Origin of the sequence: Lacticaseibacillus camelliae DSM 22697 = JCM 13995 (assembly GCF_001436615.1) — a bacterium.
In the GTDB taxonomy this organism is placed as follows: Bacteria; Bacillota; Bacilli; order Lactobacillales; family Lactobacillaceae; genus Lacticaseibacillus; species Lacticaseibacillus camelliae.
The window spans coordinates 1-21,946 of the sequence record NZ_AYZJ01000022.1; the positions used below are offsets into that span (position 1 = coordinate 1).

Here is a 21,946-nt window from a genome sequence, read left to right on the forward strand (position 1 = left end):
CTAGACCACTATCAAGGATTCGTTATCATCGTTGCACTTGACTTGAAAATTGAGGCGCTGTTTTCACCGCGGCTTGCGCATCCGCTGGTGTCAAGCTTTTCGGTGCAGGTTGCGGTTGTTGCGTCTTCGCCGTTGTGGCAGCATCCACTGAGACCCCTTGCGCCGGTGCTGCAAGACCAACGGCCCCAGCAAGCAAAGCAGCCCCAGCAAGCCCTACCATCCTGTTCTTTTCCATCACAATTGCCTCCTCCAAGATTCAAATACACAATTATCATACCATTTAATTAAATAGGTGAACCATTTGTTGCCGCTTTTATCCATATAGTGGTTGATCAGCCCTCAACCAATCCCTGACTGTACATCAAAAGCCCACCTGAGCATTCCTCAGGTGGGCAATTAAACATGATTCATATTTTTAGTTGTCGGTCTGCTGCCCGTTTCGATCACGGCTGTATACTACCGCCACGATGCCGGACTGCCAACTGATCGTCACGGGTTGTTGGCCCAGAAATTCGTTGGACGCCCAGGAAAACGGTGTCATGCTCGACCAGTCCTTGAGCGGATACTTGGCGCCGGCAATGTTCAGCCGTTCGATCCCCGTCAGCGGCACAATGCCCAGGTACGGGTAATCCGGCTGGGCGGGCAGCTCATGCGTGCCGCCGCGGTAGAACTGGACCCAATTCTGTGCATCAAGCATTTCAATCTGCTCCGTCCAGTTTTGAAACCGGAGCTCGGTCGGCAGAAACAAGTTGGAAAGAAAATGGTCCAGCCGGCCCCCCGTGGCGCCAATCAGCCGCACCCGAGCGGCACCAGCCTTAAACGCCAGACGCACGGCCATTTCCGTATCCGTCTCATCCTTCTCGGGTTTAGCAGTGTGCAGCTCAGCCACGCGACGTTTGACCTGGCCAAATTCAGACGCCGTCAGCGAATCAAAATCCCCAACGGCAAACTGCGGCGTGATGCCGGCCTGAAGCAAGTGCAGGGTCCCACGGTCAACGCCGACCCAAGTGCCGGCTAACTTTTGCCAGTCGTGCGGCAGCAAGCCCACCGGCCCGCCGACCATCAGATTCATCAGCGTCATTTGCCGGCCGCCCGCAGCTTGCTGATCTGCTTGGCCGGCGACTCGCCTTCAGAAAAGACGAACGACCCTGCGACAAAAATATCCGCGCCGGCCTTGGCAACGGCACTGATGGTCTGGTCACTGATTCCGCCGTCGACCTCGATGGTGAAAGCTAAGTTGCGTTCAGTCCGCAGCTTAGCCAGCCGCGCCACCTTGTCCGCCATTGCGGGCAAAAAGGCCTGGCCACCAAAGCCGGGATTAACCGTCATGATCAGCACCTGGTCAACAATCGGCAGCACTTCTTCGACTGCGCTCAAACTGGTGCCGGGGTTAACGACCACGCCGGCCTTGACCCCGTGGTCGTGGATCAGCTGCATGGCCCGGTAAATGTGCGATGTGGCTTCGACGTGGACCAGGAGCGTATCGGCACCGGCCTTAGCAAACGCCGGGATCCAGGCCTCCGGATTATCGACCATCATGTGCACATCGAGCGGCAGCGAGGTCACTGGTCGAATGGCCGCAACCATCCCCGGCCCAAACGTCAAATTCGGCACGAAATGCCCGTCCATCACGTCGATGTGGATCATGTCGGCGCCGCCTTCCTGTACGGTGCGGATATCCCGCGCCAGGTTGGCAAAGTCTGCACTCAAAATAGAGGGTGCAATTTTCATCGCCAAAACTCCCTTTCTAATTCTTCTGGTAGATGGGCCGTTTGCCCTCAAGTTCAGCCCGAAACTGCATGTAGTCATCGTAGCGGCTTTGCATGATGGTGCCCGCCGCAACTGCCGTCTTCACCGCGCAGCCCGGCTCCTTGGCGTGCTGGCAAGACCGAAACTTGCACTGATCAGCCAGTTGCACAAACTCTGGGAACCGGTCGCGCAACTCATCGAGGGTGACATCCAGCAGGCCAAGTGAGGAAAAGCCTGGCGTGTCGGCGACCAGCCCACCGTCCGCAATAAACAGCTCGGTGGTACGGGTCGTGTGCTTGCCCCGATTCAGTGCCTGGGAGATCTCCCCCGTGGCCAGCTTGAGCCCTGGCACAAGGTGGTTGATCAGCGTCGACTTGCCAGCTCCGGTTTGGCCAGTAAAAATGGTCAGCTTATCCTTGAATGAGGCGCGCACCGCCGCCAGTGTCGCGGCTTCAAACGGCGGCACACTCGCAAACGTCGCGTACCCGATCTGTTCATAGCCCGCCAGCGCTGCCTGAATTTCTTCCAGCCGCGCTGGGGCCACCAGATCGGTTTTTGTCAGGTAAATCTCGGCATGGATCTGTTTGCCTTCTAGGTACACGAGAAAACGGTCCAGCAGGTTCAACGAAAAATCCGGCTGAGCGGCGGCCACGACTAGGATCGCCTGATCGATATTCGCCACCGGCGGGCGCACCAACGCGTTCAGCCGCGGCTTTAACCGCAGCAAGTAGCCTTCGTCATCGGTGCCGACCCCTGGCGCAAATTCGGCAAAATCTCCGACCAGCGGGGAAATTTTTTGGTTACGCAGGTTGCCGCGACCGCGAGTGCGGTACACGGTGCCGTCAACGGCGATGTCGTAAAAGCCGCTCACCTGCCGGATAATGCGCCCGGTTTTTTCGTTAGTCGCCACTGATATTATCCTCCGATTGCACGACGCTGCCGTTATTTTCGATCCGGTACGCGCCCGTTTGGCCGTTCTTCAGCGTGAAGTTCAGCGTGATGCTTTGGTTGGCAGTGATGGTCATGGTCTTGTAAACCGACCCTAGGCTGTGCGTGCTGTCCTGCAAGTAAATGGTGATCTTATTGGCAGTGTCACTGCTTGATGAGTCACTGTCCGAGGTGCTAGTGGCCGATGGCACGTACTCCAGCGCCACTGTCCGGGTCGCCGTCTTAGTGGTGTCACTCGACGCGCTGCTCGAACTGGACGCACTGGCCGGGTCTTTGCCCTTCGAGAAGGTCACATTGAGCGTGTCCCCACGGTGCAGGTCGCTGCCTGCCTGAGGATCCTGACTGATCAGCTGACCGGAAGCCACACTGTCGTTGTAGGCCGTGTCGATTTTCAGCACCATGCCATGAGTGCTGGCCCATGCACTGACCTGATCTTCAGTTTGCCCAGAAAAGTCGGGCATGGCGAACGTCGCGGAACCACTGGAAACCGTGAAGGTGATCGTTTGTCCGCTTGGGACCACACTGGTGCCAGCATCCAAACTCTGCGCCATGATTTCCCCTGCAGGGATATCGACACTGGTCCGGCGCTTACGCTTGACCGTGAAGCCGGCCTTCTCCAGCCGCGCTTTAATGGTCGCGTACTCATCCCCGACGTAATCCTCAAGTTGATACTTTTTATCGCCGGAACTGACCACAATGTCCACGCTACTGCCGGCTTTGACCGTGCTGCCGGCGTCCGGGTCGGATTCAATGACCCGGTTCTTGGCGACCTTGCTGGAGGCACGCTTGGTCTCCTTGCCCAGCTCCAGGTTGGCCGCTTCAAGGGCACTTTCAGCCTGGGTGCGACTCATCCCACTGAGCATGGGCACGGTGGCCTCTTTGCTGCCACCGGTCAGGGACAGGACGACAAACAAGATGATTGCCGCCACAATGACCCCGGCCAGCACAAACGGCCAGTACTTCCGCCAGCCGTGCTTGCCCGCCTGCTTGGGCCGTTTCTGGCTGCTGTCATCAGGCGATGCGGTTTCCCGCGTGGTCGGCGCCGTCGTGGCCGCCTGCACCTGCTGCTCGGCTGCAGTCGAGCCGACCATCGGCATGACCTTGGTCTCGTCAAGGTCGGTTGCGTCCGGCACAAACTTTTCCTCATGGGCGCGCGCCGGGGACAGCGAGGTCTTCAGGTCGGCCGCCATGGCGTCAGCCGAGGTGTAACGATTGGCCGGGTCCTTGGCGGTGGCTTTCAGCACCACGTTCTCCAAGGCTTGGGGAATGCGCGGGTCAAACTCGCGAACACTCGGCATGTCCTCTTGGAAGTGCTTAAGGGCGATGGACACCGCCGAGTCGCCTTCAAACGGCACGGTGCCGGTCAGCATCTCGAATAAGATGATCCCCAGCGCGTAGATGTCGCTTTGCTTGGTCGGCATGCTGCCGCGGGCCTGCTCCGGGCTCAGGTAATGCACGGAGCCCAGGAGCGAGTTGGTTTGAGTCATCGAGTTGTCCGACAGCGCCACGGCAATACCAAAATCAGTGATTTTTGCGTTGCCGTCCTGGTCGATCATGATGTTTTGCGGCTTCAGATCGCGGTGAATGATGTTGTGATCATGCGCCACCTGAATGCCGGCGAGGATCTGTTCCATGATGTCGATCACGCGCTGGTACGGAATGGGAAAATGCTCGACGATGTACTTTTTCAGGTCAGAGCCGCGGACGTATTCCATGACCAAGTACTGCTGGTCGTTGCTTTCGCCGACATCGTAAATCGACACAATGTTCGGGTGGACCAGCTCGGTGGTCGCCATCGCCTCGCGCTGGAAGCGGCGCTTGGTGTCGGGATCATTTTGCAGGTCGAGGCGCAGCACCTTGACGGCCACGTCGCGGTCCAAAATCAGGTCATGCGCCAGGTAAACATTGGCCATGCCCCCTTCGCCCAGAGTTTTGAGCAGCTTGTAACGCTCGTTCAAAATGTAGCCAGGTTCGATCACGGCTGCTCCCTCCAATCCTGATGAATGATCAAAGCGGAGATGTTATCGGGCCCACCGGCTGCGTTGGCCATGTCGATCAGCTGCTGGGCTTTTGCCCCGAGCGGCTGGCTGCCGCCGATCACCTTGGCGATTGCGGCGTCTTTGACCTGTTTCGTCAGCCCATCGGAGCACAGCAGCAGATAATCGTCGTACTCCATGTCGTAGATCGTCACATCGGCATCGACGTCTTCGAACACGCCAAGGCTGCGCGTGATGACGTTGCGCTGAGGAAATTTTTCGGCTTCCTCGCGCGTCAGCTCGCCGCGGCGCACCAATTCATTGACCAGCGAGTGATCCTCGGTGATCTGAATGAGGCGGTCGTGGCGATACAAATAAGCCCGTGAATCGCCAATGTTGGCGACCACAAAGCGCGAGCCTGAGATGATGACGGCGACCAGCGTCGTGCCCATCCCCGTGAGATCGGCAAAGTGCTGCGCCTTTTCCAGGATCACCGAGTTTTCCTGCTGCAGCTCAAAAATGAGCCACCGCACAATTTTTTCCACATCAGTGTTCTGCGTGGCTTCAAAGGCGTGACCTAGGTGAGAGACGGCCATTTCCGAGGCGACATCGCCGCCTTGGTGGCCGCCCATGCCGTCGGCAACAATCGCCAGCGTTACGCCGGCAGTGTTCGCAAACAGCCCCACGTAGTCCTGATTATTTGGCCGCTTCCGGCCGATGTCTGTCCGATAGGTGTATTCCATAAGATCGTCCTACTTTCGCACGAAGCTGGCAATGAAAAAGCCGTCCGTGCCGTAATCGTCGGGAAAAAGTTGCAGGGCCGGCGCGTTGTGCGCCCGGTCAAGCGGCCGGTCAACTTTGACCGGCACCTGCACGTACTCCGGGTGCGCGGCCAAAAAGCTTTCGACCACGCCCTGGTTTTCCTCTGTCACCATGGTACACGTACTGTAGGTCAAGCGTCCATTCACTTTTAGTAAAGGTGCAACCGCGCTCAGCAGCGCCAACTGGATCTTGGGTAGGTTCACCAGGTCCTCAGGGTGCTTGCTGTAGCGAATCTCCGGTTTGCGCCGCAGCAGGCCTAGCCCTGAGCATGGCGCATCGACCAAGATGCGGTCAAAGCTTGCCGCCGCAAAATGGGCACCGGCTTCGCGTGCGTCCATCTGCGTTGCGTGCACGCGGTCTTCAAGGCCCAGGCGCTTGGCGTTTTGCTCGATCAGGCGCACCTTATGGGGATGCAGATCGAGCGCCACGACCTCACCGCCCTGGGCGGGATCTAGGTACTGCGCGATGTGCGTGGTTTTGCCGCCTGGGGCCGCGCAGGCGTCCAGCACGCGGCTGCTCGGCTGCACGTCGAGACTCGGCGCCACAAGCATGGAGCTTTCGTCCTGAATCGTGTACAGCCCGTCCGCAAACTCAGCAGTGCCAGCCAGGTGCCCGCCGTCGGCTACGAGGCCAACCGGCGTCAGCGCGCTTTCGCGAATACTCGGAAACTCGGGTTCCAGGGCTTCGGCAACTGCTGCCGGGGTCGCCTTCGTGGTGTTGACACGCAGCGATGCGCCGGCCGGCTGATCGATCGTCTTAAAAATCGACTCGGTTTTCTCCGCCCCCAGCTGGCAGATCAGCTTGGCCGTCAGCCACTCCGGCACGCTGTACGTGATCGACAGGCGCTTAGCGACCGGCTCGATTTTGGTCAGGTCCGGGACCTCGCTGCGTTGTAAGTGCCGCAAAATCGCCGTGACGTACTGACCGATGCCGAGATTGCCCATTTTCTTAGCGATCTTGGTCGACTCGTTGAAAATGGCGCGCGCCGGGATCCGGTCCAGATAGACGAGCTGGTAAACAGCGGTTTGGAGCAGGACGTGGACCCACGGGTCGAGCTTGCGATCGCGCACGAAGGGCTTGAGGTAGTAATCCAGCGTGATCCCATGCTGGATGACCCCGTAGACAATGTTGGTCGTGAGCGCCGCATCGCGCTCGCTGAGGTCACTTTTCTTCAGCTGCGCGTCCAGCGCCAGATTGGCGTAACTGCCCTTGGTGGTGACGCGGGTCAGAATGTTAACGGCGACGGTACGCGGATCAGTTTTCGGCAATGATTTGGTCTCCTTCTTGAATGCTGCGGCCAGCCCCGTTTAAAAACGCGGCGATGGGTTGCTTGCCCTTGCCCGCCGGCTGCAGCTGATTGATGGCAAACGTCGTCCCCGCACCGGCCGCCACGACTAGGCGTTTTTTGCTGCGTTCGACCACGATGCCGGGCTGGGCGTCAGTGGTCGAAGCCAGCGGCGTGATCGCCCACAGCTTCACGCGCTCGCCCATCAGCGTCACCCAGCCGCCGATTTCAGGCCGCAGTGCGCGCACCCAGTTGTCGAGCTGATCCGCGGTTAAAGTGATATCCAGGTGCTCCTGGTCCTTGCTGATGGTCGGCGAGAACGTGACTTGCGCTTCGTCTTGCGGAATCGGCTGTTCACCGGCAATGATGGCCGGCAGTTTTTTCATCAACAGGTCCCGGCCGACCAGGCTGAGCTTATCAAACACGGTGCCAGTGTCGTCCGCGCGCGTCAGCGGAATGGCCGTTTGCGCCCACATGCCCCCGGCATCCATTTTCTTGACCATCTGGATCAGCGTGACGCCGGTTTCTTTGTCGCCGTTGATGATGCTGTACTGAATCGGCGCGCCACCGCGATACTTGGGCAGCAGTGAGCCATGGACGTTGACGGCCGTGATCTTGGCCGCGTTCAGGAACTTGGTCGGCAAGAACTGGCCGTATGCCGCAGTGATGATCAGATCCGGCGCAAGCGCGATTGCTTCGGCCAGCTCGGGACTGCCCCCAAGCTTTTTCGGCTGCAGGACTTTCACGCCCAACTTGACGGCGGCTTGCTTCACCGGCGACTGGGTCAGCTTCTGCTTGCGGCCCACGGGACGATCCGGCTGGGTGACGACGGCCAGAACATCATAGTCCTTGGCGACGGCTTCTAAGATCGGCACGGCAAACTGCGGCGTGCCCATAAAAATTACACTAGTCATATAGTCTCCTTAAATGAATGTCAGCGGCTCTTTGTCGATGCCGACAAAATAGCCGTTGCGCGTCCCGACCTGAGTTTCGTCCAAAATCTTGGTTAGCGTCTGGTCGAGCTGCGGCTCTTGTTTATACTTGATCACCAGTTGGTAAATGTAACGGTTCTTGAGCCGGGCGATTGGCCCCGGCGTCGGCCCCAGCAGGACCGCGGACGCGGACAGCGTGTCGGTCAGCTGCTTGGCAAGTTGGTAGATCAGCTTGGCCGCGGCCTCCTCCTGCTGGTGGCTGACCGTCACCTTGGTGGTGAAGTAGTACGGCGGGTAATCGCCGCGGTGGCGGATCGCCATCTCTTGACGGAAGAAGCCCTCGTAGTTTTGCGCCTGTGCGTACTGAATCGCGTAATGGTCGGGGTTGAAGGTTTGAACGAACACCTCCCCCGGCTTGTCGGCCCGACCGGCCCGGCCGGAGACCTGCGTCAGCAAGTCGAACGTGCGCTCGCTGGCGCGAAAATCCGGCATGCCCAGGCCGGTGTCGGCGTTGATGACGCCAACCAGCGTGACGTCAGGAAAGTCCAGCCCCTTGGCGATCATCTGGGTGCCGAGCAGAATGTCGGCCTCGTGTGCGCCAAACGCCGCAAGGATTTTTTCGTGGCCACCCTTGCGGCGCGTGGTGTCAACGTCCATGCGCAGCACCCGCGCGGCCGGCAAGAGCTGATTCAGACTGGCCTCGACCTTTTCGGTACCCGTGCCGTAGTAACGGATCTTGCGCGACCCGCAGCTCGGGCAGACGGTCGGGATCGGTTCCTCGTGGCCGCAGTAGTGGCAGCGCAGCGTGTGCGTGTCCATGTGCAGCGTCAGGCTGATGTCGCAGTTGGGACACTGCACCCGGTAGCCACATTCGCGGCACATCACAAAGCTGGAAAAGCCCCGTTTGTTGAGCAGCAGCACGCTTTGCTCGTGGCGATCAAGTCGCAGCTGCAAGGCATCAAGCAAAGCCTTGGAAAAATCGTCCTTGCCCCCCTGCTTGTACGCCTCACGCATGTCCACAATGTGCACTTGCGGCAGCGGCTGACGATTGATCCGGCTTGGCAGCCTCAGCAAAGTATACACGCCTTTTTCGGCGCGAGCACGCGATTCCAAGCTTGGCGTGGCCGACCCCAGCACCACTGGCGCCCCAAACGTTGCGGCGCGGTGTAAGATCACGTCGCGGGCATGGTAGCGCGGCGCATCATCCTGTTTGTAGGAGGTTTCGTGCTCCTCGTCAATGATGAACACACCGATGTTGGTCAACGGCGCAAACGCGGCCGACCGTGCGCCCACGACGACCTGCGCCTCGCCGCGCTGAATGCGCCGCCACTCATCAAACTTCTCGCCTTCGGAAAGACCCGAGTGCATGACCGCCACTTCGCGGCCAAAGCGGCCCTTGACGCGGTGGACCATTTGCGGTGTCAGCGCGATTTCAGGCACCAGCATCATCGCGTTGCGGCCTTCCTTGAGCGCCTGAGCGATGACTTGAAGGTACACCTCAGTTTTGCCCGAACCGGTGACCCCTTCAAGCAGAAAAGTGGTGGGCTGCTTGCTGGTGACCGCAGCGTCCACCGTCTTGACCACTTTGGCTTGGTCAGGTGTGAGCGTCAGCGGCTGAGTCCGCTCGCCGTGATCGAGATCATCGTAAGGCGCACGGTAGACTTCACGCGCGTCCAAACGCAGCCAGCCCTTCTTGGCGGCCGCGTGAACCGCCGCGCGGTCAACGTCGCCATTGTTGACGGCTGCGGTCAAGGCCGGCTCTGTGCCGCCGTTGACCCATGTGCGCAGCGCCGTGATCACTTGGAGCTGCTTGGTCGCATTGGCGCGGACGCTTTGGCGCAAGGCGGCGTACTCAGACGCAGTTTTCAGCGGAACGATATACTGTTCCGTTTTGACCTTGGCCCGGTCCTTACGCGCATAGTGCAGCGTCAAGGCTCCCTGGTCGATCAGCCGCATCACTTGTGCCGACACGCTCGCCTCGGTGTGGCTGTCCAGCACCAGGCGGTCCTGACCGGCCAGCAGCGCCTGCGCCTCCGCCGTGGGGTTGGCGCTCAGTGACACGCTTTTGATGGTATCAACTTTCAGCATCGCCGGCAGCATGGTTTGAATACATGTGATCCAAAACGCGTACGTGGTTTGCGCCAGCCAGTGAGACAAGGCCAGCGTCTCCTGATTCATCACCGGCGCGTAATCGAGTGCAGCAAGAATCGGCTTGAGCTCACCATCAAAGTCGGCGTGATCCGCCAGGGCGACGACCATGCCCGAAACTTCACGCTTGCCCTGACCAAACTGGACCCACACGCGCATCCCCGGCTGGATGCGCTCCTCAAGCGCCTGCGGAATGGCGTAATCAAATGGCCGGTCCGTTTGCATGGTCGGCACGTCAACAATAACTTTGGCTACCTTCATGCACGCGCCTCCTGAATGTAACGTAAGATCTGCTGCGCAAGCACAAGTTTAGCCGCCCGCGGCAGGCTGACCGGCGGTTGTCCCGGCTGCAGGAGGGTCACCGCGTTGTCGTCCTGATTGAAGCCCTGGCCCTTGCCGACCTGGTTGGCAATCAGCATATCAACGTGCTTGCGCGCCAGCTTGGCTTCAGCATTGACCAGCAACTTGTCCGTTTCAGCCGCAAACCCCGCCACGAACTGATGCGTTCTTTGCGTGCCCAGCGTTGCTAAGATGTCAGGGTTTTGCACTAAGTTGAGCGCCAGCCCCTGGTCGCCGGTTTTCTTCAGCTTATGATTCGCCGTTTCGCTTGGCCGAAAATCTGCCACGGCCGCCGCCATGATCACAATGTCTGTCTCCGCAAACCGCGCTTGGACCGCAGTGTTCATGTCCTTGGCAGTCGTCACGGGCACCACGGTGACGCCCGGCAGCGTGACCTGGTGCGCCGCCGTCACCAAGGTCACTTCGGCACCTGCTGCAGCCGCCGCGTTGGCCAGTGCCGTGCCCATCTTCCCCGAAGAATCGTTGGTCAAATAACGGACTGGATCCAGGCGCTCACGCGTGCCGCCTGCCGTCACCACTACCCGGGTGTGGGCCAAATATTGATCCGTGGTTGCCAGCTGCGCAAACAAGACGATTTCCGCCTCGTCGGGCAGGCGGCCCTTGCCGCTGTATCCTTCTGCGAGAAAGCCAGTGGCAGGCGGCAGTACCTGGACGCCTTGCTGCTGCAAATGCGCCAGGTTCGCCTGGGTCTGCGGATTGGCCCACATTTTATCGTTCATCGCCGGGGCGACCAGCTTCAGCCCAGCAAACGCCAACAGTGTGGTGGTGACCACATTGTCGGCCAGCCCCATCGCCATTTTGGCCAAGGTGTTCGCCGTTGCCGGCACCACTATGGCCAGGTCCATCCAGCGGGCCAGCTCAACGTGCGCGACGTGTTCAGGCACAGCGAACTCCGCGGCATCCGTTAAAACGGCGTGTTTGCTGACCGTGGCCAGGCTCTGCACTGTCACAAAATTTGCCGCGGCAGGCGTCATCGCCACCCGCACTTCGAACCCTGCCTTGATCAGAAGGCGAACCAGGTTCGGCGTCTTGTAAGCGGCGATCCCACCTGTCACGAATACCCCGATTTTCTTTGCCATGTGTCACCCTCCGTTTCGTCCTTCATTATAGCAAACATTCACCACCGAGAAGTTTTGACCTGGCTGGTATGGGCACCAGACATGGCTGCAGGCCACAAAAAAACAGCCATGCTAACGCTTGCGCTGACATGACTGCCCCCCATGCCCCCTGACACGAAGTGAGGTTTTGGTTGCTCGGACTTCTACATTCACAGTTTTATACATACCTTTAAGCTCACACAAACCGCAAAACACTCGACAATCCTTTCGAAAGAGCGGCAGCGTTCAAACCATAAGCCTAATTATAGGCCCCTTGCCGAAAAATGGGGAGGAAAATTCTGCAGTGGGAATGCTGGCCACAGCAAAGAAAAAGGCAAACGCGATTACGTTCACCCACTGCCTGTTTAGTCTTCTTTGTGGTCCAACTTTTCCGCGTCGCGTTCCTTCAGCTTCGAGTCCGGATCGATGATCACATCACCGGCCGCGATTTCTTCAAGCGCCTGGCCGACTTTTTTCAACGACTTGTACTCAGGCAACATTTTGATGCCACCTTGTTCCAGCTCATGTGCGCGCTTTGCCGCAAGCACTGCCAGAGAATAACGAGACGGGATCCGGTCCAGCAGGGTATCAATTGATGGGTAAATAATCATGTTAATCTTCTCCTTAATCATGTCAGGGCAAGCCTATGGTGCGGGCGTTCTCGCCCGTACACGTGCGCCGCCAGGCTCAGTGGGGCTGGCTGCACAACTGGTCATAAGCTTGTTCCACTGGCCAACGCCCGAGCAGCTAGCTCGGCACTCTGGTCTAGTTTACCATATTCCGGTACTTATCGATAACGCGCGGGACGCGCAGGTGCTCGCTTTCGATGATCCGCTCGATGCGCTTGCACGCCTTGGGCACTTCGTCGTTGACGACCGCGTAATCGTAGTTTTCCATCATCTTGATCTCTTGCGCGGCCTGCTTGACGCGCTTGTTGATCACGTCTTCAGAATCCGTGCCGCGGCCGATCAGCCGGTGCTTGAGCTCCATCAGATCCGGCGGCGTCAGAAAAATAAACACGCCATCCGGGCACTTTTCCCGCACCTGCATGGCGCCGTTGACCTCAATCTCCAGTAGCACATCGCGGCCGCTATCGAGCGTCTTATTCACATACTTCAACGGAGTGCCGTAATAATTGTCGACGTATTTCGCGTACTCGAGCATCTGCCCGGCCGCGATTTCGGCCTCGAATTGTTCTTTAGTCCGAAAATAATAATCGACCCCGTCTTGTTCGCCTGGCCGCGGTTTTCTCGTCGTCATCGAGACCGAGTACTGAAAATCGCGAAAGTCATCAGCGAGCATGGCCTGCCGGACCGTCCCCTTGCCGACCCCACTTGGTCCCGACAAAACGATCAGCATTCCCCGTTCATGCATGATTTAACCTCTTTCGTCATTAGTGTTAAAAACATTATGCATTTTGCCCCGTCAAATATCAAGTCCGGTTGGGGAGCAAAGCCTTAAATTCCGGGGTTTTCATCATTTTTTCCGCCATCTGCCAACCGGCCTGCAGCAAGCGCGGACGGGGCTTTTGCCGAAAGTCCAAGATGTTGGGCGCCCACTTGGGCACGTCCAGGTGCAACCGGGCCGTCATTTCGGGCTTTGGGCCCAGCCCGCCGGCACCGATGCTGATGATCTGGGTCGCACCTAAATCTCGCGCCACGTCGACCGGCAAATCATTGACCATGCCCCCATCGACATAGTGAGTCGCGGCAATGGTCACCTTCGGGTAGACACGTGGGATCGCCGAACTGGCCAGTAACCACTGCAGCTGCACCTCTTCTGGCTTGCCCGTCAACGTGACAACGTGCTGGCGCATGGTTGGCAGCGCAGCCGTCAAAATCAACACAGGCCACGCATGAATGGTGGGCCGAGCCACTAAATCACGGAGCAAACTCGCGTATGGCACCTCACCGTTGCGGCGAAAAAACATGTTTCTCGGCACTTTTGTCAACCACCATTGCACAAGCTCCGCCGCCGGCAACTTCGTCGTGCCCAGTGCGTTGATCGCCCCAATCGAGGTGCCAAGCACGAAGTCTGGTTGCAGTTGACTTGTCGCCAGCGCGGCCAGCGCCCCGGCCTGAAACGCGCCGCGCGCGCCACCGCCGCCCAGAACCAATCCAAGTGTCATCAACATTTCCCCTTTCGAAAAATATTTTGTCGAAGTGATTGACAAATCGAACAATTGTTTGCATAATGAAGTTACTAAATAGAACGAGTGTTCGGAGGCGCCATTATGGAAAACAAAACGAGTGCACTGCAGTCTGTTTCACATCAGCTAATCAAATCTACGCGTGAGTTTTTTGCCCTCACCGAACCGGCAGTGGTCATGCCGGGCAAGCAGGTCAACCAGTTTGCGGCCCAGGCGTTCACCCGGCACTATCGCGTCGCGCTAAACTTCAAGGGCGAAGACGAGGCCGTGGTCGGCCATCTCACCCGCCGGCTCAGCGGTGATCGGTATCTCCTTCAAGCATACCGCAGTAACGTGTACCGTGTCGTTAATCTCACGCAGGTCTCTTATTTACAGCGAGCCTGAAGTTAATGCGCAAGGCTGAGACACAAAGCGGTTTTAGCCCAAAACGCAGGCGTCCCTGCATCACGATTCGCACTTCGAATCGCGATGCAGGGACGTTTGTGTGTCTGGGCGTTGCTTTGTGGAACGCGACTAGGCTAATTTTGTCTAAGCCTGTTTGTGATCCGATTTCGGCGCCTACTGCTGCTTCGCCTCTTCGGCCAGCTTCAGCATCTCAGACGCGTGCGCCACCGATAATTTGGTGACCTGTTCGCCCGCAAGCATCCGCGCGATTTCTTGAACCCGGCCTGCGTGGTCTAACTTCGTGACGCTGGTCGTGGTGCGGCCCTTGGCGACCTGCTTTTGGATCAGAAACTCGTGGTCCGACATTGCCGCCACCTGCGGCAGGTGACTGATGCACAGCACCTGCGAGTGGCGCGCAATGGCCGAAATTTTGTTGGCGATTGCCTGTGCGACCCGGCCTGAAACGCCGGTGTCGACCTCATCGAAAATGATCGAGGTCACGCCGTCCGTTTCGGCAAAAATGGTCTTCAGCGCCAGCATGATGCGGGACAGTTCACCGCCACTGGCAATTTTGGCTAATGGCTTAGCGGCCTCGCCTGGGTTGGTCTGAATGTAAAACTCCACGTTGTCAATGCCATCCGACCGCAGCGTGTCAGCCGGCAGCTTGCTAAACCGCACCGAAAAGACAGTTTTTTCCATGTACAGGGCCTTGAGCTGACCGTGGATCGCACTGATGAGCTGATTTGCCGCGTGTTTACGGGCAGAACGCAGCTGCGCCCCCAGCTTCAGCAGCGCCTGGTGCTCGGCAGTCACGCGCTTTTCCAGGCCTTCCTCATCCGCATCGTTAGCCGTCATCGAGGCCAGCTCAGCATCGGCCTTTGCGCCGTAAGCAATGACCGCTTTGAGGTCGGCCCCGTACTTGCGCTCCAGTTGTGAGATCAACTCAAGCCGCTTTTCGACCTCATCCAGGCGCCCGTCGTCGTACTCCAGCGTGTCCACCTGCCGCGACAAGTCGCCTTGAACGTCCTGCAACCCGTAGTACACCGACTGAATCGAGTCTGCCAACTTGGCGTATGAGGGGTCCAGATCGGCAATACTTTGCAAGTTGCCCATGATCTCACCGATTTGATCCAGCGGGCTAACCTCGGACTCGGTCAACAGCTCATAGCTTTGCGTCAGCGCGTCGGAGATTTTTTGAAAATTAGCCAACCGGTCGCGCTCGGCAATCAGCTCGTCTTCCTCAGTGGGCTTCAGCTCGGCGCTTTGAATCTCGTTGACTTGGAACTTCAACATGTCCAGTCGCTGGGCCCACTCGCGCTCGTTTTGGTGCTTTTTCGTCAGCGTCACCTGGTCCTTTTGATAGGTCGCATACTGCGCCTGATAAGCGGCCAGCAGCTTGCCCACCTTAGCGCCGGCAAACTGATCCAGCAGCCCGAGGTGAGTCTCCGGATGCACCAACTGCTGATGCTCATTTTGACCGTGAATATCGACCAGCGTCTCGCCAATCGCCCGCAGTGTGGCGGTGTTCACCAACTCGCCGTTGACCCGGCAGAGGTTACGCCCTGACGCGTAAAGCTCGCGCTGCAGCAGCACCATCCCGTCGTCCGGTGCGAGGCCGAACTGGGCCATCACTTCCGGCGTCCGCGGGTTGGCAGTGGCATCAAACAACCCCTGCAGGGTCGCCTTGTTGGCACCGGTGCGCACAAAATCTGCCGACCCCCGACTGCCAGCCAAAAGCCCCACCGCGTCGATGATGATCGACTTGCCGGCGCCGGTTTCCCCGGTCAGGGTCGTCATGCCCGCCTCAAAGCTCAGCTCAAGGTCTTCAATGATGGCAAAGTCATGGATCACTAATTCTTGCAGCATTCGCTCACACCATTTCGTCCAGCATTTTCAGGACCAATTTAGCTTCGGCCGCCCCGCGGCAGACCAACAGGATCGAGGCATCCCCGGCAATCGTCGCAAAAATGCGCGCATCATCCAACCGTTCGATCAGGCTCCCAACCGCCGGCGCCGTGCCTGGTGACATCACAAGATAGACAAACTGGTCCATCACGTCCCCGCGCAAGTAGGCGGCCTGAAGCGTGCGGCGCAGTTTGTCCTGAGGGGCAAGTTGGCGTTCCGGCGGCAGCGAGTAGCGATAATGGCCGTTGGTCATTGGCACTTTGACCAGCTGCATCTCCTTGATGTCGCGAGAAATCGTCGCCTGGGTCACTTTGATCCCGCGCCCAGCCAGCGCCGCGACAAAATCGCCTTGGCGCTCGATCGGGGTGCTTTCCACTAAGGCTCTGATCTGAGCCTGACGTTCATTCTTTTGCATCCACTCACCTGCTTTCGCCCTTAATTATACAACACCGTGCATAAAGTCTAAAAACAAATGAATAGATATTCACTAATGCTTAACGTGTGCAGGCTTAAGCTCGGCGTATGCGGCCGCCAGCGTCTGGTCAACATCAACGTCTGGTGCCTTCACTCCCGGAATCTCAGCGTTTTGCAAATGAATCAAAAACTCGATGTTGCCCTCGCCGCCGGTGATGGGCGAAAAGTCGAGCCCCAGCACGTTGTAGCCGGCGCCTAAGGCAAAATCCACAATTGTTTGCAGGACGGCCTTGTGCACAGCGGGATCGCGCACGATGCCTTTTTTACCGACGTGCTTGCGGCCTGCCTCGAACTGCGGCTTGATCAGCGCGACGGCGTGCCCGCCTGGCTGCAAAATCGCGTGCAGCGGTGGCAAAATCAGCTTCAGCGAAATGAAAGACACGTCGGTCATGGCAAACTCGACCGGTCCGTGGGTGAAGTCCTCCGGCTTACTGTAGCGAAAATTGGTCTGCTCCATCACAACCACGCGTGGGTCTTCCCGAATCTTCCAGGCGAGCTGATTAGTGCCAACGTCCAGCGCGTACCCCAGCTTGGCGCCATTTTGCAACGCCACATCGGTGAAACCGCCAGTCGAGGACCCGATGTCGAGCACGGTTTTGCCCTTCAGGTCGAGGTCAAAGACCTTGAGCGCCTTGGCCAGCTTGAGGCCACCGCGGCTGACGTAAGGCATCTTCTTGCCTTTCACGTGCAGCACGGAATCACCAGCGATCTTCACCCCTGGCTTGTCCTGCCGCTCGTTATTTTGATCATAGACTTCACCTGCCATGACCGCGCGCTTGGCCTGCTCGCGTGATTCAAACAGCCCCTGCTCAACCAGCAGGACATCGACTCGTTCTTTACTCATTGCTTCTCCGTTTCAAAATAATCCAGCAGTGCCTTCAGTTGCGGCGCCGGGACACTCAAGTCACTGGCGGCCGCTTGGGCCTTGACCACTTCTTCGGCTAACACTTGGCGCGTTGCAGCCAGCCCCAGCAAGCTGGGGTAAGTGGCCTTGCCTTCCGCCACGTCCTTGTTCGGGGTTTTGCCCAGCTGGGCCGCGGTTTCAGTGACATCGTTAATGTCGTCTTGAATCTGAAACGCCCGCCCGAACGCCGCGGCAAACACGTGCACGCCGCGGGCATCGCTGGCGCTGACATGGGCAAGTTGCGCACCCATATCCGCCGCGGCCGTCAGCAAGGCACCGGTTTTCTCCGCCTGCAGCTGCAGTAGCGTTTGCAAGTCGATCTGGTGGCCCTGGGCATCCATGTCCATGACCTGCCCGCCGACCATGCCGTTAGGACCAACGGCACGGGCAAACGTCTGCACGAGGCCAACCAGCGTGGCCGGTGCCACTTTGGTTTGAGCCAGCAGCTCAAACGCCGCGCTTTGCAGGGCATCCCCGGCGAGGATCGCTGTGGCCTCGTCAAACTGCTTGTGGCTTGTTTTCTTCCCGCGCCGCAGGTCATCGTTATCCATGGCCGGCAAATCATCGTGGATCAACGAATAGGTGTGCAGCAGCTCCAGCGCCGCGGCAGCCGGCAGTGCTTGCTCACCATCGCCGCCAAACGTGGTGACGACCGCCAGCAACAGCAGTGGCCGCAGCCGCTTGCCACCGGCGTCAACCGAGTAGGCCATGGCGGCCTGGAGGTGCGGATTGTTGACCGTGGCCAAATAATCGTCAAGCGTCTGCTGAACGGGTTTGAGCCAAGCAGCGGTTTCCTTAAGCATTTTTGTTTGCTGCCTTAGGGTCGAATGCTTCGACCGTGCCATCATCCTTGACCATTTGGGTGACGGTTTGCTCTGCGTTCTTTAAGGTGGCCTCCAGCTCACTGGACAGCTTGATGCCAGCCTTGTACTGCTTCAGCGCCTCTTCAAGCGGCACTTGGCCCTGTTCGAGCTGATTAACAATGGTTTCTAGTTGCTGCAATTTTTCCTCAAACGTCGGTTCCTTTGAATCAGCCATTCTTCTGCTTCCTTTCTTCAACCACGACTGGCACGGTGCCGTCTTCAACGTGGATCAGCGCCTTCGCGCCAGGTTTAAAGTCTCCAACTTTAGTCAGGGCCTTACCGCGCGGACTGGTGACATAACTGTAGCCGCGGCCGAGGATCTGGTCTGGCCCCAAATGATCCAGCGCATCGTTCGCCAGGTCGAAGCGCTGGCGCTGACTTTTGATGATCACCTGCGCGGCACTTTGCAGCCGCCGGCGATCATTGACCACTGTCTGCCGGGTATTTGCCACGCGGACACTCAGCTGCCTGGGGTTCAAGCTGGTCTCGGCCAGGCGCACCCGCTGGGCCAGTGCCGTGAGCTGATTCTGCTCGGCGGTCTGCAGCCGCACTTTTAACTGGTCGACCTGCTGCAGGTACTGATCGTACAACCGGCCGGGCTGCGTGAGCACAACGGATTGCGCAGAGCGGTTCAGCCGGTCACGAGCGGCCTGGATGCGGTTTTGCATCGCTTGCCGAATGCGCAGCTGGTCCTCTTGGAGCCGCGTAATGCCGTCGGTCAGCTTGACCGACGTGACGAGCTCGGCGGCAGCCGTCGGCGTGGCGGCCCGGTGATCCGCGACAAAATCGGTGATGGTCGTATCCGTTTCGTGGCCAACCGAGCTGACGATGGGCATCGGCATGTCGGCCAAGGCGCGCGCGACGCTTTCCTCGTTGAACGGCCACAGGTCTTCAATCGAGCCGCCGCCGCGCCCAATGATCAAAGCGTCAAACCCACCCATGGCCTTCACGCGCCGCAGCTGGGTGACAATCGTGGCCGCGGCCTGGTTGCCTTGGACCTGCGCCGGGAACAGCACAATCTGCAGGATCGGGTACCGCCGGGCCACGGTGGTCATGATGTCCTGAATGACGGCCCCACTGGGACTGGTGATCACCGCCACGCGCTTCGGAAACAGGCGCAGCGGCCGCTGGTTCTTAGCGAACAAGCCTTCGTCAGACAATTTCTTTTTCAGCTGCTCGTACGCGAGGTAGAGTTCGCCGACGCCTTCTGGGGCCATTTGTTCAATGACAATCTGGTACTGGCCGCTGGCCGGATACAAGGTGACACGCCCAACGACGCGGACGGTGTCGCCTTCCTTGGGTTCGAATTTGAGCCGGGCAAAGGCGCTTTTAAACATCACCACGTTGATCTTAGCGTGCTCGTCCTTCAGGGAAAAGTACTGGTGACCAGGCCGCTTGCGAAAATTCGTGATTTCGCCCGTCAAATAGACCTTGCTCAAATATGGGTCGAGGTCGAATTTGCGACGCAGATATTCGGTCAGCAAACTGACCGTCAGATACTCGGGTTCAGCCATGATGATGCCTCTTTGCTAGTTCTACCGTCTGGATCATGAGCGCCGCAATGGTCATCGGGCCAACACCACCCGGCACCGGCGTGATTGCCGACGCCACCTTTGACACACTGTCAAAATCGACGTCCCCGACGAGCTTGCCCGCCGCATCGCGGTCCATGCCCACGTCGATCACCACCGCGCCGGGTTTGACTGCATCTGCGGTGACGAACTTGGCGCGGCCGATGGCCACCACCAGGATGTCAGCCTCGCGCGTGACCGCGAACAAATCGCGGGTCTTGCTGTGCGTAATGGTCACGGTCGCGTCCACGTTCAGCAGCAGTGCCGCCATGGGCCGCCCAACAATGTTGGAACGGCCGATGATCACGGCGCGCTTGCCCGCCACTTCAATGCCGTAGTGCTTGAGCAGCGCCATAATGCCAAACGGCGTTGAGGCGACCACCCCGGGATTATTTTCCCACAAGCGGCCGACATTGTTGGCGTGAAACCCGTCGACGTCCTTCGCCGGATTGATTGCCGCCACCACCGCATCGGGATCGACCTGCTTGGGAAGCGGCAGTTGAACTAAAATGCCATCGATTGACTCATCAGCATTCAGCTCCGCCACCACCGCTAGGACCTCGGCCTGCATCGCCGTACTTGGCAGCGTGCGCATGACCGAATGAATCCCGAGCTGATCGGCCCGTCGCTGCTTGTTACGGACGTATATCGCGCTGGCCGGGTCATTGCCGACCAGCACCACCGCCAGCCCCGGTGTCACGCCTTGTTTTTTAAGTGCTGAAACTTCTGTCTGTAGGTCAGCCATTAACGCGTTAGATGTTCGCTTGCCGTCAAGAATCGTGGTCATGGTCGTTCCCCCTTTTTGATCGCGCCAAAGCGCATTGAACCTCACCATTCTACCTAGATTACGCGAGGGGCGTCCATGCTTCTCATCGGAATCCTACCAGATTACTAAAAAAGGCTGCCGCAGTCGCGGCAGCCAGCGCTCATTCAGGCTTTGACAAAGTGCCCCAAGATGCCGTTGATAAACTTCGCGTCTGCGTCGTCACCATACGTTTTCGCCAGCTCAAGCGCTTCGTTGACCGCGACCTTGTCTGGCACGTCTGGGACGAATTGAAGCTCAAACAGACCCAAGCGCAGCAAAATGAGGTCGGTTTTGCTCAACCTCTGCAGCGTCCAACCCTTTTTTAACTTGGCACTAATCTGCGCGTCCAATTCATCCTGGTGGGCCAAAACGCCATCGACCAAGGTGGTTAAGTAGGCCGGAGCCTCTTCATGCGCCGGCAAGGCCTCTTCGTACACGTCACTGCGGTTCGCCTCGGGGTTGCTGACTAGAGCAAAGAGTGCCTTAAAAGCCGCTGCCCGGGTATCATGTCTGTCTAGCATTACTTGTCTTCCTCTGGGTTGTCGTCATCCGCATCATCTGCGAACAAATTGTCGGGATCAAGCTTTGGTGCTTTTTCCGGGACCACGCCAACCACGTGCACGTTGACCTCGTCGAGCGTCAGATCCGTCATGAACAGCAGCTGTTCGCGCAGCGTTGATTGCATCGCCATCGCGACCTTCGGCACCGAAACGCCGTAGTCAAGGTAAACGTACACGTCGGCCGTGAGGCGCTTGCCATCCACCGTCAGGTCAACCCCTTTACCGTGATTGGCCCGGCCGAACCAAGAATTGATCGTGCTGGCCATTGTGCCACGCATTTGATAGACGCCGTCCACCGAAACTGCGGCAATCCCCAGGATCACTTCAAGCACTTCAGGCACGATTTCAATGGTGCCCTGCGCGTCAGTCCGGTTTGCCAGAATGATGTTCGAATCTTCAGCCATGAGCTGCCTCCTAAAAAATTACGCGCGGGAGATATATGTCCCATCTTGCGTATTGATTGACAAAACGTCGCCCTCATTGATGAAGAACGGCACCTGAACGACCAGGCCCGTTTCCAGGGTCGCCGGCTTGGAGCCGCCTGAACTCGTGTTGCCACGAACACCAGGTTCGGTCGCGGTGACTTTCAGATCAACGGTGTTTGGCACCTCGACACCCAGCGTTTCGTTGCCGTGCATCATGATCTTCACTTCCATGTTTTCCTTCATGTACTTCAGCGCATCCGTCAGCTCTTCGGCCGGCAGTGTCAACTGTTCGTACGTGGTCGTGTCCATGAAGACATAGGAATCCCCGTCAGCGTACAAGTACTGCATGGTTTTCGTATCGATCTGCGCCTTCTGCACTTTTTCCGTCGCCCGGAAGGTTTTTTCTTGAACGGCCCCTGTGCGCAGGTTCTTCAGCGTCGACCGGACAAACGCGGAGCCCTTGCCTGGCTTCACGTGCTGGAATTCGACAATGCGCCACAGGTCGCCATCAACTTCGATGGTCAAACCGTTTTTAAAATCGTTAACAGAAATCATGTATTTCCTCCACCTATCTTCTTTCGCTAACCTT

The 21,946-nt window shown here is 58.4% G+C and carries 24 protein-coding genes; 2 read left to right on the plus strand and 22 right to left on the minus strand.

The window, feature by feature from the left end; genetic code table 11:
- On the plus strand, nucleotides 1-288 hold a 288-nt coding region (locus tag FC75_RS12980), incomplete at its 5' end, for a hypothetical protein (RefSeq protein ID WP_235808696.1).
- A gap of 127 nt (nucleotides 289-415) precedes the next feature.
- Here the strand turns inward: FC75_RS12980 and FC75_RS03820 are convergent.
- The 12 genes from FC75_RS03820 to FC75_RS03875 form a co-directional block, all read right to left on the minus strand.
- The gene (locus FC75_RS03820) at nucleotides 416-1,081 is read right to left on the minus strand and encodes a thiamine diphosphokinase (protein ID WP_056989171.1); all 666 of its coding nucleotides are present in this window, start codon (nucleotides 1,079-1,081) and stop codon (nucleotides 416-418) included.
- On the minus strand, nucleotides 1,078-1,731 hold the full coding sequence (gene rpe / locus FC75_RS03825; protein ID WP_056989172.1) for a ribulose-phosphate 3-epimerase: 654 nt from the start codon (nucleotides 1,729-1,731) through the stop codon (nucleotides 1,078-1,080). The genes FC75_RS03820 and rpe overlap by 4 nt, the downstream gene beginning before the upstream one ends.
- A gap of 16 nt (nucleotides 1,732-1,747) precedes the next feature.
- Nucleotides 1,748-2,659 (minus strand): ribosome small subunit-dependent GTPase A, encoded by a 912-nt coding sequence (gene rsgA / locus FC75_RS03830; protein ID WP_056989173.1) that lies wholly within the window; start codon nucleotides 2,657-2,659, stop codon nucleotides 1,748-1,750.
- Nucleotides 2,649-4,676, minus strand: coding sequence for a Stk1 family PASTA domain-containing Ser/Thr kinase (gene pknB, locus FC75_RS03835; RefSeq protein WP_056989174.1), 2,028 nt, complete (start codon nucleotides 4,674-4,676; stop codon nucleotides 2,649-2,651). Before pknB ends, rsgA begins: the two co-directional genes overlap by 11 nt.
- Entirely contained in the window at nucleotides 4,673-5,416 is a 744-nt protein-coding gene (locus FC75_RS03840) for a Stp1/IreP family PP2C-type Ser/Thr phosphatase (RefSeq protein WP_056989175.1), read from the minus strand. Before FC75_RS03840 ends, pknB begins: the two co-directional genes overlap by 4 nt.
- Before the next feature lie 9 nt (nucleotides 5,417-5,425).
- Nucleotides 5,426-6,763: a 16S rRNA (cytosine(967)-C(5))-methyltransferase RsmB gene (gene rsmB / locus FC75_RS03845; RefSeq protein WP_056989176.1), complete on the minus strand. Its 1,338-nt coding sequence runs from the start codon at nucleotides 6,761-6,763 to the stop codon at nucleotides 5,426-5,428.
- A complete protein-coding gene (gene fmt, locus FC75_RS03850) occupies nucleotides 6,750-7,694 on the minus strand; it encodes a methionyl-tRNA formyltransferase (RefSeq protein ID WP_056989177.1) in 945 nt (314 codons plus the stop codon). Before fmt ends, rsmB begins: the two co-directional genes overlap by 14 nt.
- 9 nt (nucleotides 7,695-7,703) lie before the next feature.
- A complete protein-coding gene (gene priA, locus FC75_RS03855; protein WP_056989178.1) occupies nucleotides 7,704-10,121 on the minus strand; it encodes a primosomal protein N' in 2,418 nt (805 codons plus the stop codon).
- On the minus strand, nucleotides 10,118-11,299 hold the full coding sequence (gene coaBC, locus FC75_RS03860) for a bifunctional phosphopantothenoylcysteine decarboxylase/phosphopantothenate--cysteine ligase CoaBC (protein ID WP_054663436.1): 1,182 nt from the start codon (nucleotides 11,297-11,299) through the stop codon (nucleotides 10,118-10,120). The genes priA and coaBC overlap by 4 nt, the downstream gene beginning before the upstream one ends.
- Nucleotides 11,300-11,682: 383 nt before the next feature.
- On the minus strand, nucleotides 11,683-11,928 hold the full coding sequence (gene rpoZ / locus FC75_RS03865; protein ID WP_056989179.1) for a DNA-directed RNA polymerase subunit omega: 246 nt from the start codon (nucleotides 11,926-11,928) through the stop codon (nucleotides 11,683-11,685).
- A gap of 154 nt (nucleotides 11,929-12,082) precedes the next feature.
- Nucleotides 12,083-12,691 carry a guanylate kinase gene (gene gmk / locus FC75_RS03870; protein WP_054663439.1) on the minus strand — a complete coding sequence of 203 codons (609 nt, stop codon included), beginning with the start codon at nucleotides 12,689-12,691 and terminating at the stop codon, nucleotides 12,083-12,085.
- Between the two features lie 58 nt (nucleotides 12,692-12,749).
- Complete coding sequence (locus FC75_RS03875) at nucleotides 12,750-13,445, minus strand: patatin-like phospholipase family protein (RefSeq protein WP_056989180.1); 696 nt, start codon at nucleotides 13,443-13,445, stop codon at nucleotides 12,750-12,752.
- 105 nt (nucleotides 13,446-13,550) lie between these two features.
- On the opposite strand from FC75_RS03875, the gene FC75_RS03880 reads away from it, so the two are divergent.
- Entirely contained in the window at nucleotides 13,551-13,850 is a 300-nt protein-coding gene (locus FC75_RS03880) for a hypothetical protein (RefSeq protein ID WP_054663453.1), read from the plus strand.
- 174 nt (nucleotides 13,851-14,024) lie between these two features.
- Here the strand turns inward: FC75_RS03880 and recN are convergent, their stop codons facing one another.
- The 10 genes from recN to efp all read right to left on the minus strand — a co-directional run bounded on the left by recN (nucleotide 14,025) and on the right by efp (nucleotide 21,912).
- The gene (recN, locus tag FC75_RS03885) at nucleotides 14,025-15,716 is read right to left on the minus strand and encodes a DNA repair protein RecN (protein ID WP_056989181.1); all 1,692 of its coding nucleotides are present in this window, start codon (nucleotides 15,714-15,716) and stop codon (nucleotides 14,025-14,027) included.
- Between the two features lie 4 nt (nucleotides 15,717-15,720).
- Entirely contained in the window at nucleotides 15,721-16,170 is a 450-nt protein-coding gene (locus FC75_RS03890) for an arginine repressor (protein WP_054663456.1), read from the minus strand.
- 72 nt (nucleotides 16,171-16,242) lie between these two features.
- Nucleotides 16,243-17,073: a TlyA family RNA methyltransferase gene (locus tag FC75_RS03895; protein ID WP_054663459.1), complete on the minus strand. Its 831-nt coding sequence runs from the start codon at nucleotides 17,071-17,073 to the stop codon at nucleotides 16,243-16,245.
- Entirely contained in the window at nucleotides 17,070-17,936 is an 867-nt protein-coding gene (locus tag FC75_RS03900; RefSeq protein ID WP_054663462.1) for a polyprenyl synthetase family protein, read from the minus strand. The genes FC75_RS03895 and FC75_RS03900 overlap by 4 nt, the downstream gene beginning before the upstream one ends.
- Entirely contained in the window at nucleotides 17,929-18,171 is a 243-nt protein-coding gene (locus FC75_RS03905) for an exodeoxyribonuclease VII small subunit (RefSeq protein WP_054663465.1), read from the minus strand. Before FC75_RS03905 ends, FC75_RS03900 begins: the two co-directional genes overlap by 8 nt.
- Complete coding sequence (gene xseA / locus FC75_RS03910) at nucleotides 18,164-19,513, minus strand: exodeoxyribonuclease VII large subunit (protein ID WP_082623097.1); 1,350 nt, start codon at nucleotides 19,511-19,513, stop codon at nucleotides 18,164-18,166. Before xseA ends, FC75_RS03905 begins: the two co-directional genes overlap by 8 nt.
- The gene (gene folD / locus FC75_RS03915; protein ID WP_056989183.1) at nucleotides 19,503-20,354 is read right to left on the minus strand and encodes a bifunctional methylenetetrahydrofolate dehydrogenase/methenyltetrahydrofolate cyclohydrolase FolD; all 852 of its coding nucleotides are present in this window, start codon (nucleotides 20,352-20,354) and stop codon (nucleotides 19,503-19,505) included. Before folD ends, xseA begins: the two co-directional genes overlap by 11 nt.
- Nucleotides 20,355-20,497: 143 nt before the next feature.
- Entirely contained in the window at nucleotides 20,498-20,893 is a 396-nt protein-coding gene (nusB, locus tag FC75_RS03920; RefSeq protein ID WP_054663468.1) for a transcription antitermination factor NusB, read from the minus strand.
- A complete protein-coding gene (locus tag FC75_RS03925) occupies nucleotides 20,893-21,336 on the minus strand; it encodes an Asp23/Gls24 family envelope stress response protein (protein ID WP_056989184.1) in 444 nt (147 codons plus the stop codon). Before FC75_RS03925 ends, nusB begins: the two co-directional genes overlap by 1 nt.
- Nucleotides 21,337-21,354: 18 nt before the next feature.
- Nucleotides 21,355-21,912 carry an elongation factor P gene (efp, locus tag FC75_RS03930; RefSeq protein WP_056989185.1) on the minus strand — a complete coding sequence of 186 codons (558 nt, stop codon included), beginning with the start codon at nucleotides 21,910-21,912 and terminating at the stop codon, nucleotides 21,355-21,357.
- Between the last annotated feature and the right edge of the window lie 34 nt (nucleotides 21,913-21,946).

What these genes read in the sequence shown, in the direction of transcription:
- rpe (WP_056989172.1), bottom strand. Translation starts at nt 1,731, where the DNA reads ATGAAAATTGCACCCTCTATTTTGAGTGCAGACTTTGCCAACCTGGCG.
- FC75_RS03890 (WP_054663456.1), bottom strand. Translation starts at nt 16,170, where the DNA reads ATGCAAAAGAATGAACGTCAGGCTCAGATCAGAGCCTTAGTGGAAAGC.
- FC75_RS03875 (WP_056989180.1), bottom strand. Translation starts at nt 13,445, where the DNA reads ATGACACTTGGATTGGTTCTGGGCGGCGGTGGCGCGCGCGGCGCGTTT.
- FC75_RS03820 (WP_056989171.1), bottom strand. Translation starts at nt 1,081, where the DNA reads ATGACGCTGATGAATCTGATGGTCGGCGGGCCGGTGGGCTTGCTGCCG.
- FC75_RS03880 (WP_054663453.1), top strand. Translation starts at nt 13,551, where the DNA reads ATGGAAAACAAAACGAGTGCACTGCAGTCTGTTTCACATCAGCTAATC.
- nusB (WP_054663468.1), bottom strand. Translation starts at nt 20,893, where the DNA reads ATGCTAGACAGACATGATACCCGGGCAGCGGCTTTTAAGGCACTCTTT.
- recN (WP_056989181.1), bottom strand. Translation starts at nt 15,716, where the DNA reads ATGCTGCAAGAATTAGTGATCCATGACTTTGCCATCATTGAAGACCTT.
- fmt (WP_056989177.1), bottom strand. Translation starts at nt 7,694, where the DNA reads ATGACTAGTGTAATTTTTATGGGCACGCCGCAGTTTGCCGTGCCGATC.
- coaBC (WP_054663436.1), bottom strand. Translation starts at nt 11,299, where the DNA reads ATGGCAAAGAAAATCGGGGTATTCGTGACAGGTGGGATCGCCGCTTAC.
- priA (WP_056989178.1), bottom strand. Translation starts at nt 10,121, where the DNA reads ATGAAGGTAGCCAAAGTTATTGTTGACGTGCCGACCATGCAAACGGAC.
- FC75_RS03900 (WP_054663462.1), bottom strand. Translation starts at nt 17,936, where the DNA reads ATGCTTAAGGAAACCGCTGCTTGGCTCAAACCCGTTCAGCAGACGCTT.
- folD (WP_056989183.1), bottom strand. Translation starts at nt 20,354, where the DNA reads ATGACCACGATTCTTGACGGCAAGCGAACATCTAACGCGTTAATGGCT.
- FC75_RS03925 (WP_056989184.1), bottom strand. Translation starts at nt 21,336, where the DNA reads ATGGCTGAAGATTCGAACATCATTCTGGCAAACCGGACTGACGCGCAG.
- FC75_RS03895 (WP_054663459.1), bottom strand. Translation starts at nt 17,073, where the DNA reads ATGAGTAAAGAACGAGTCGATGTCCTGCTGGTTGAGCAGGGGCTGTTT.
- FC75_RS03840 (WP_056989175.1), bottom strand. Translation starts at nt 5,416, where the DNA reads ATGGAATACACCTATCGGACAGACATCGGCCGGAAGCGGCCAAATAAT.
- gmk (WP_054663439.1), bottom strand. Translation starts at nt 12,691, where the DNA reads ATGCATGAACGGGGAATGCTGATCGTTTTGTCGGGACCAAGTGGGGTC.
- efp (WP_056989185.1), bottom strand. Translation starts at nt 21,912, where the DNA reads ATGATTTCTGTTAACGATTTTAAAAACGGTTTGACCATCGAAGTTGAT.
- rpoZ (WP_056989179.1), bottom strand. Translation starts at nt 11,928, where the DNA reads ATGATTATTTACCCATCAATTGATACCCTGCTGGACCGGATCCCGTCT.
- FC75_RS03905 (WP_054663465.1), bottom strand. Translation starts at nt 18,171, where the DNA reads ATGGCTGATTCAAAGGAACCGACGTTTGAGGAAAAATTGCAGCAACTA.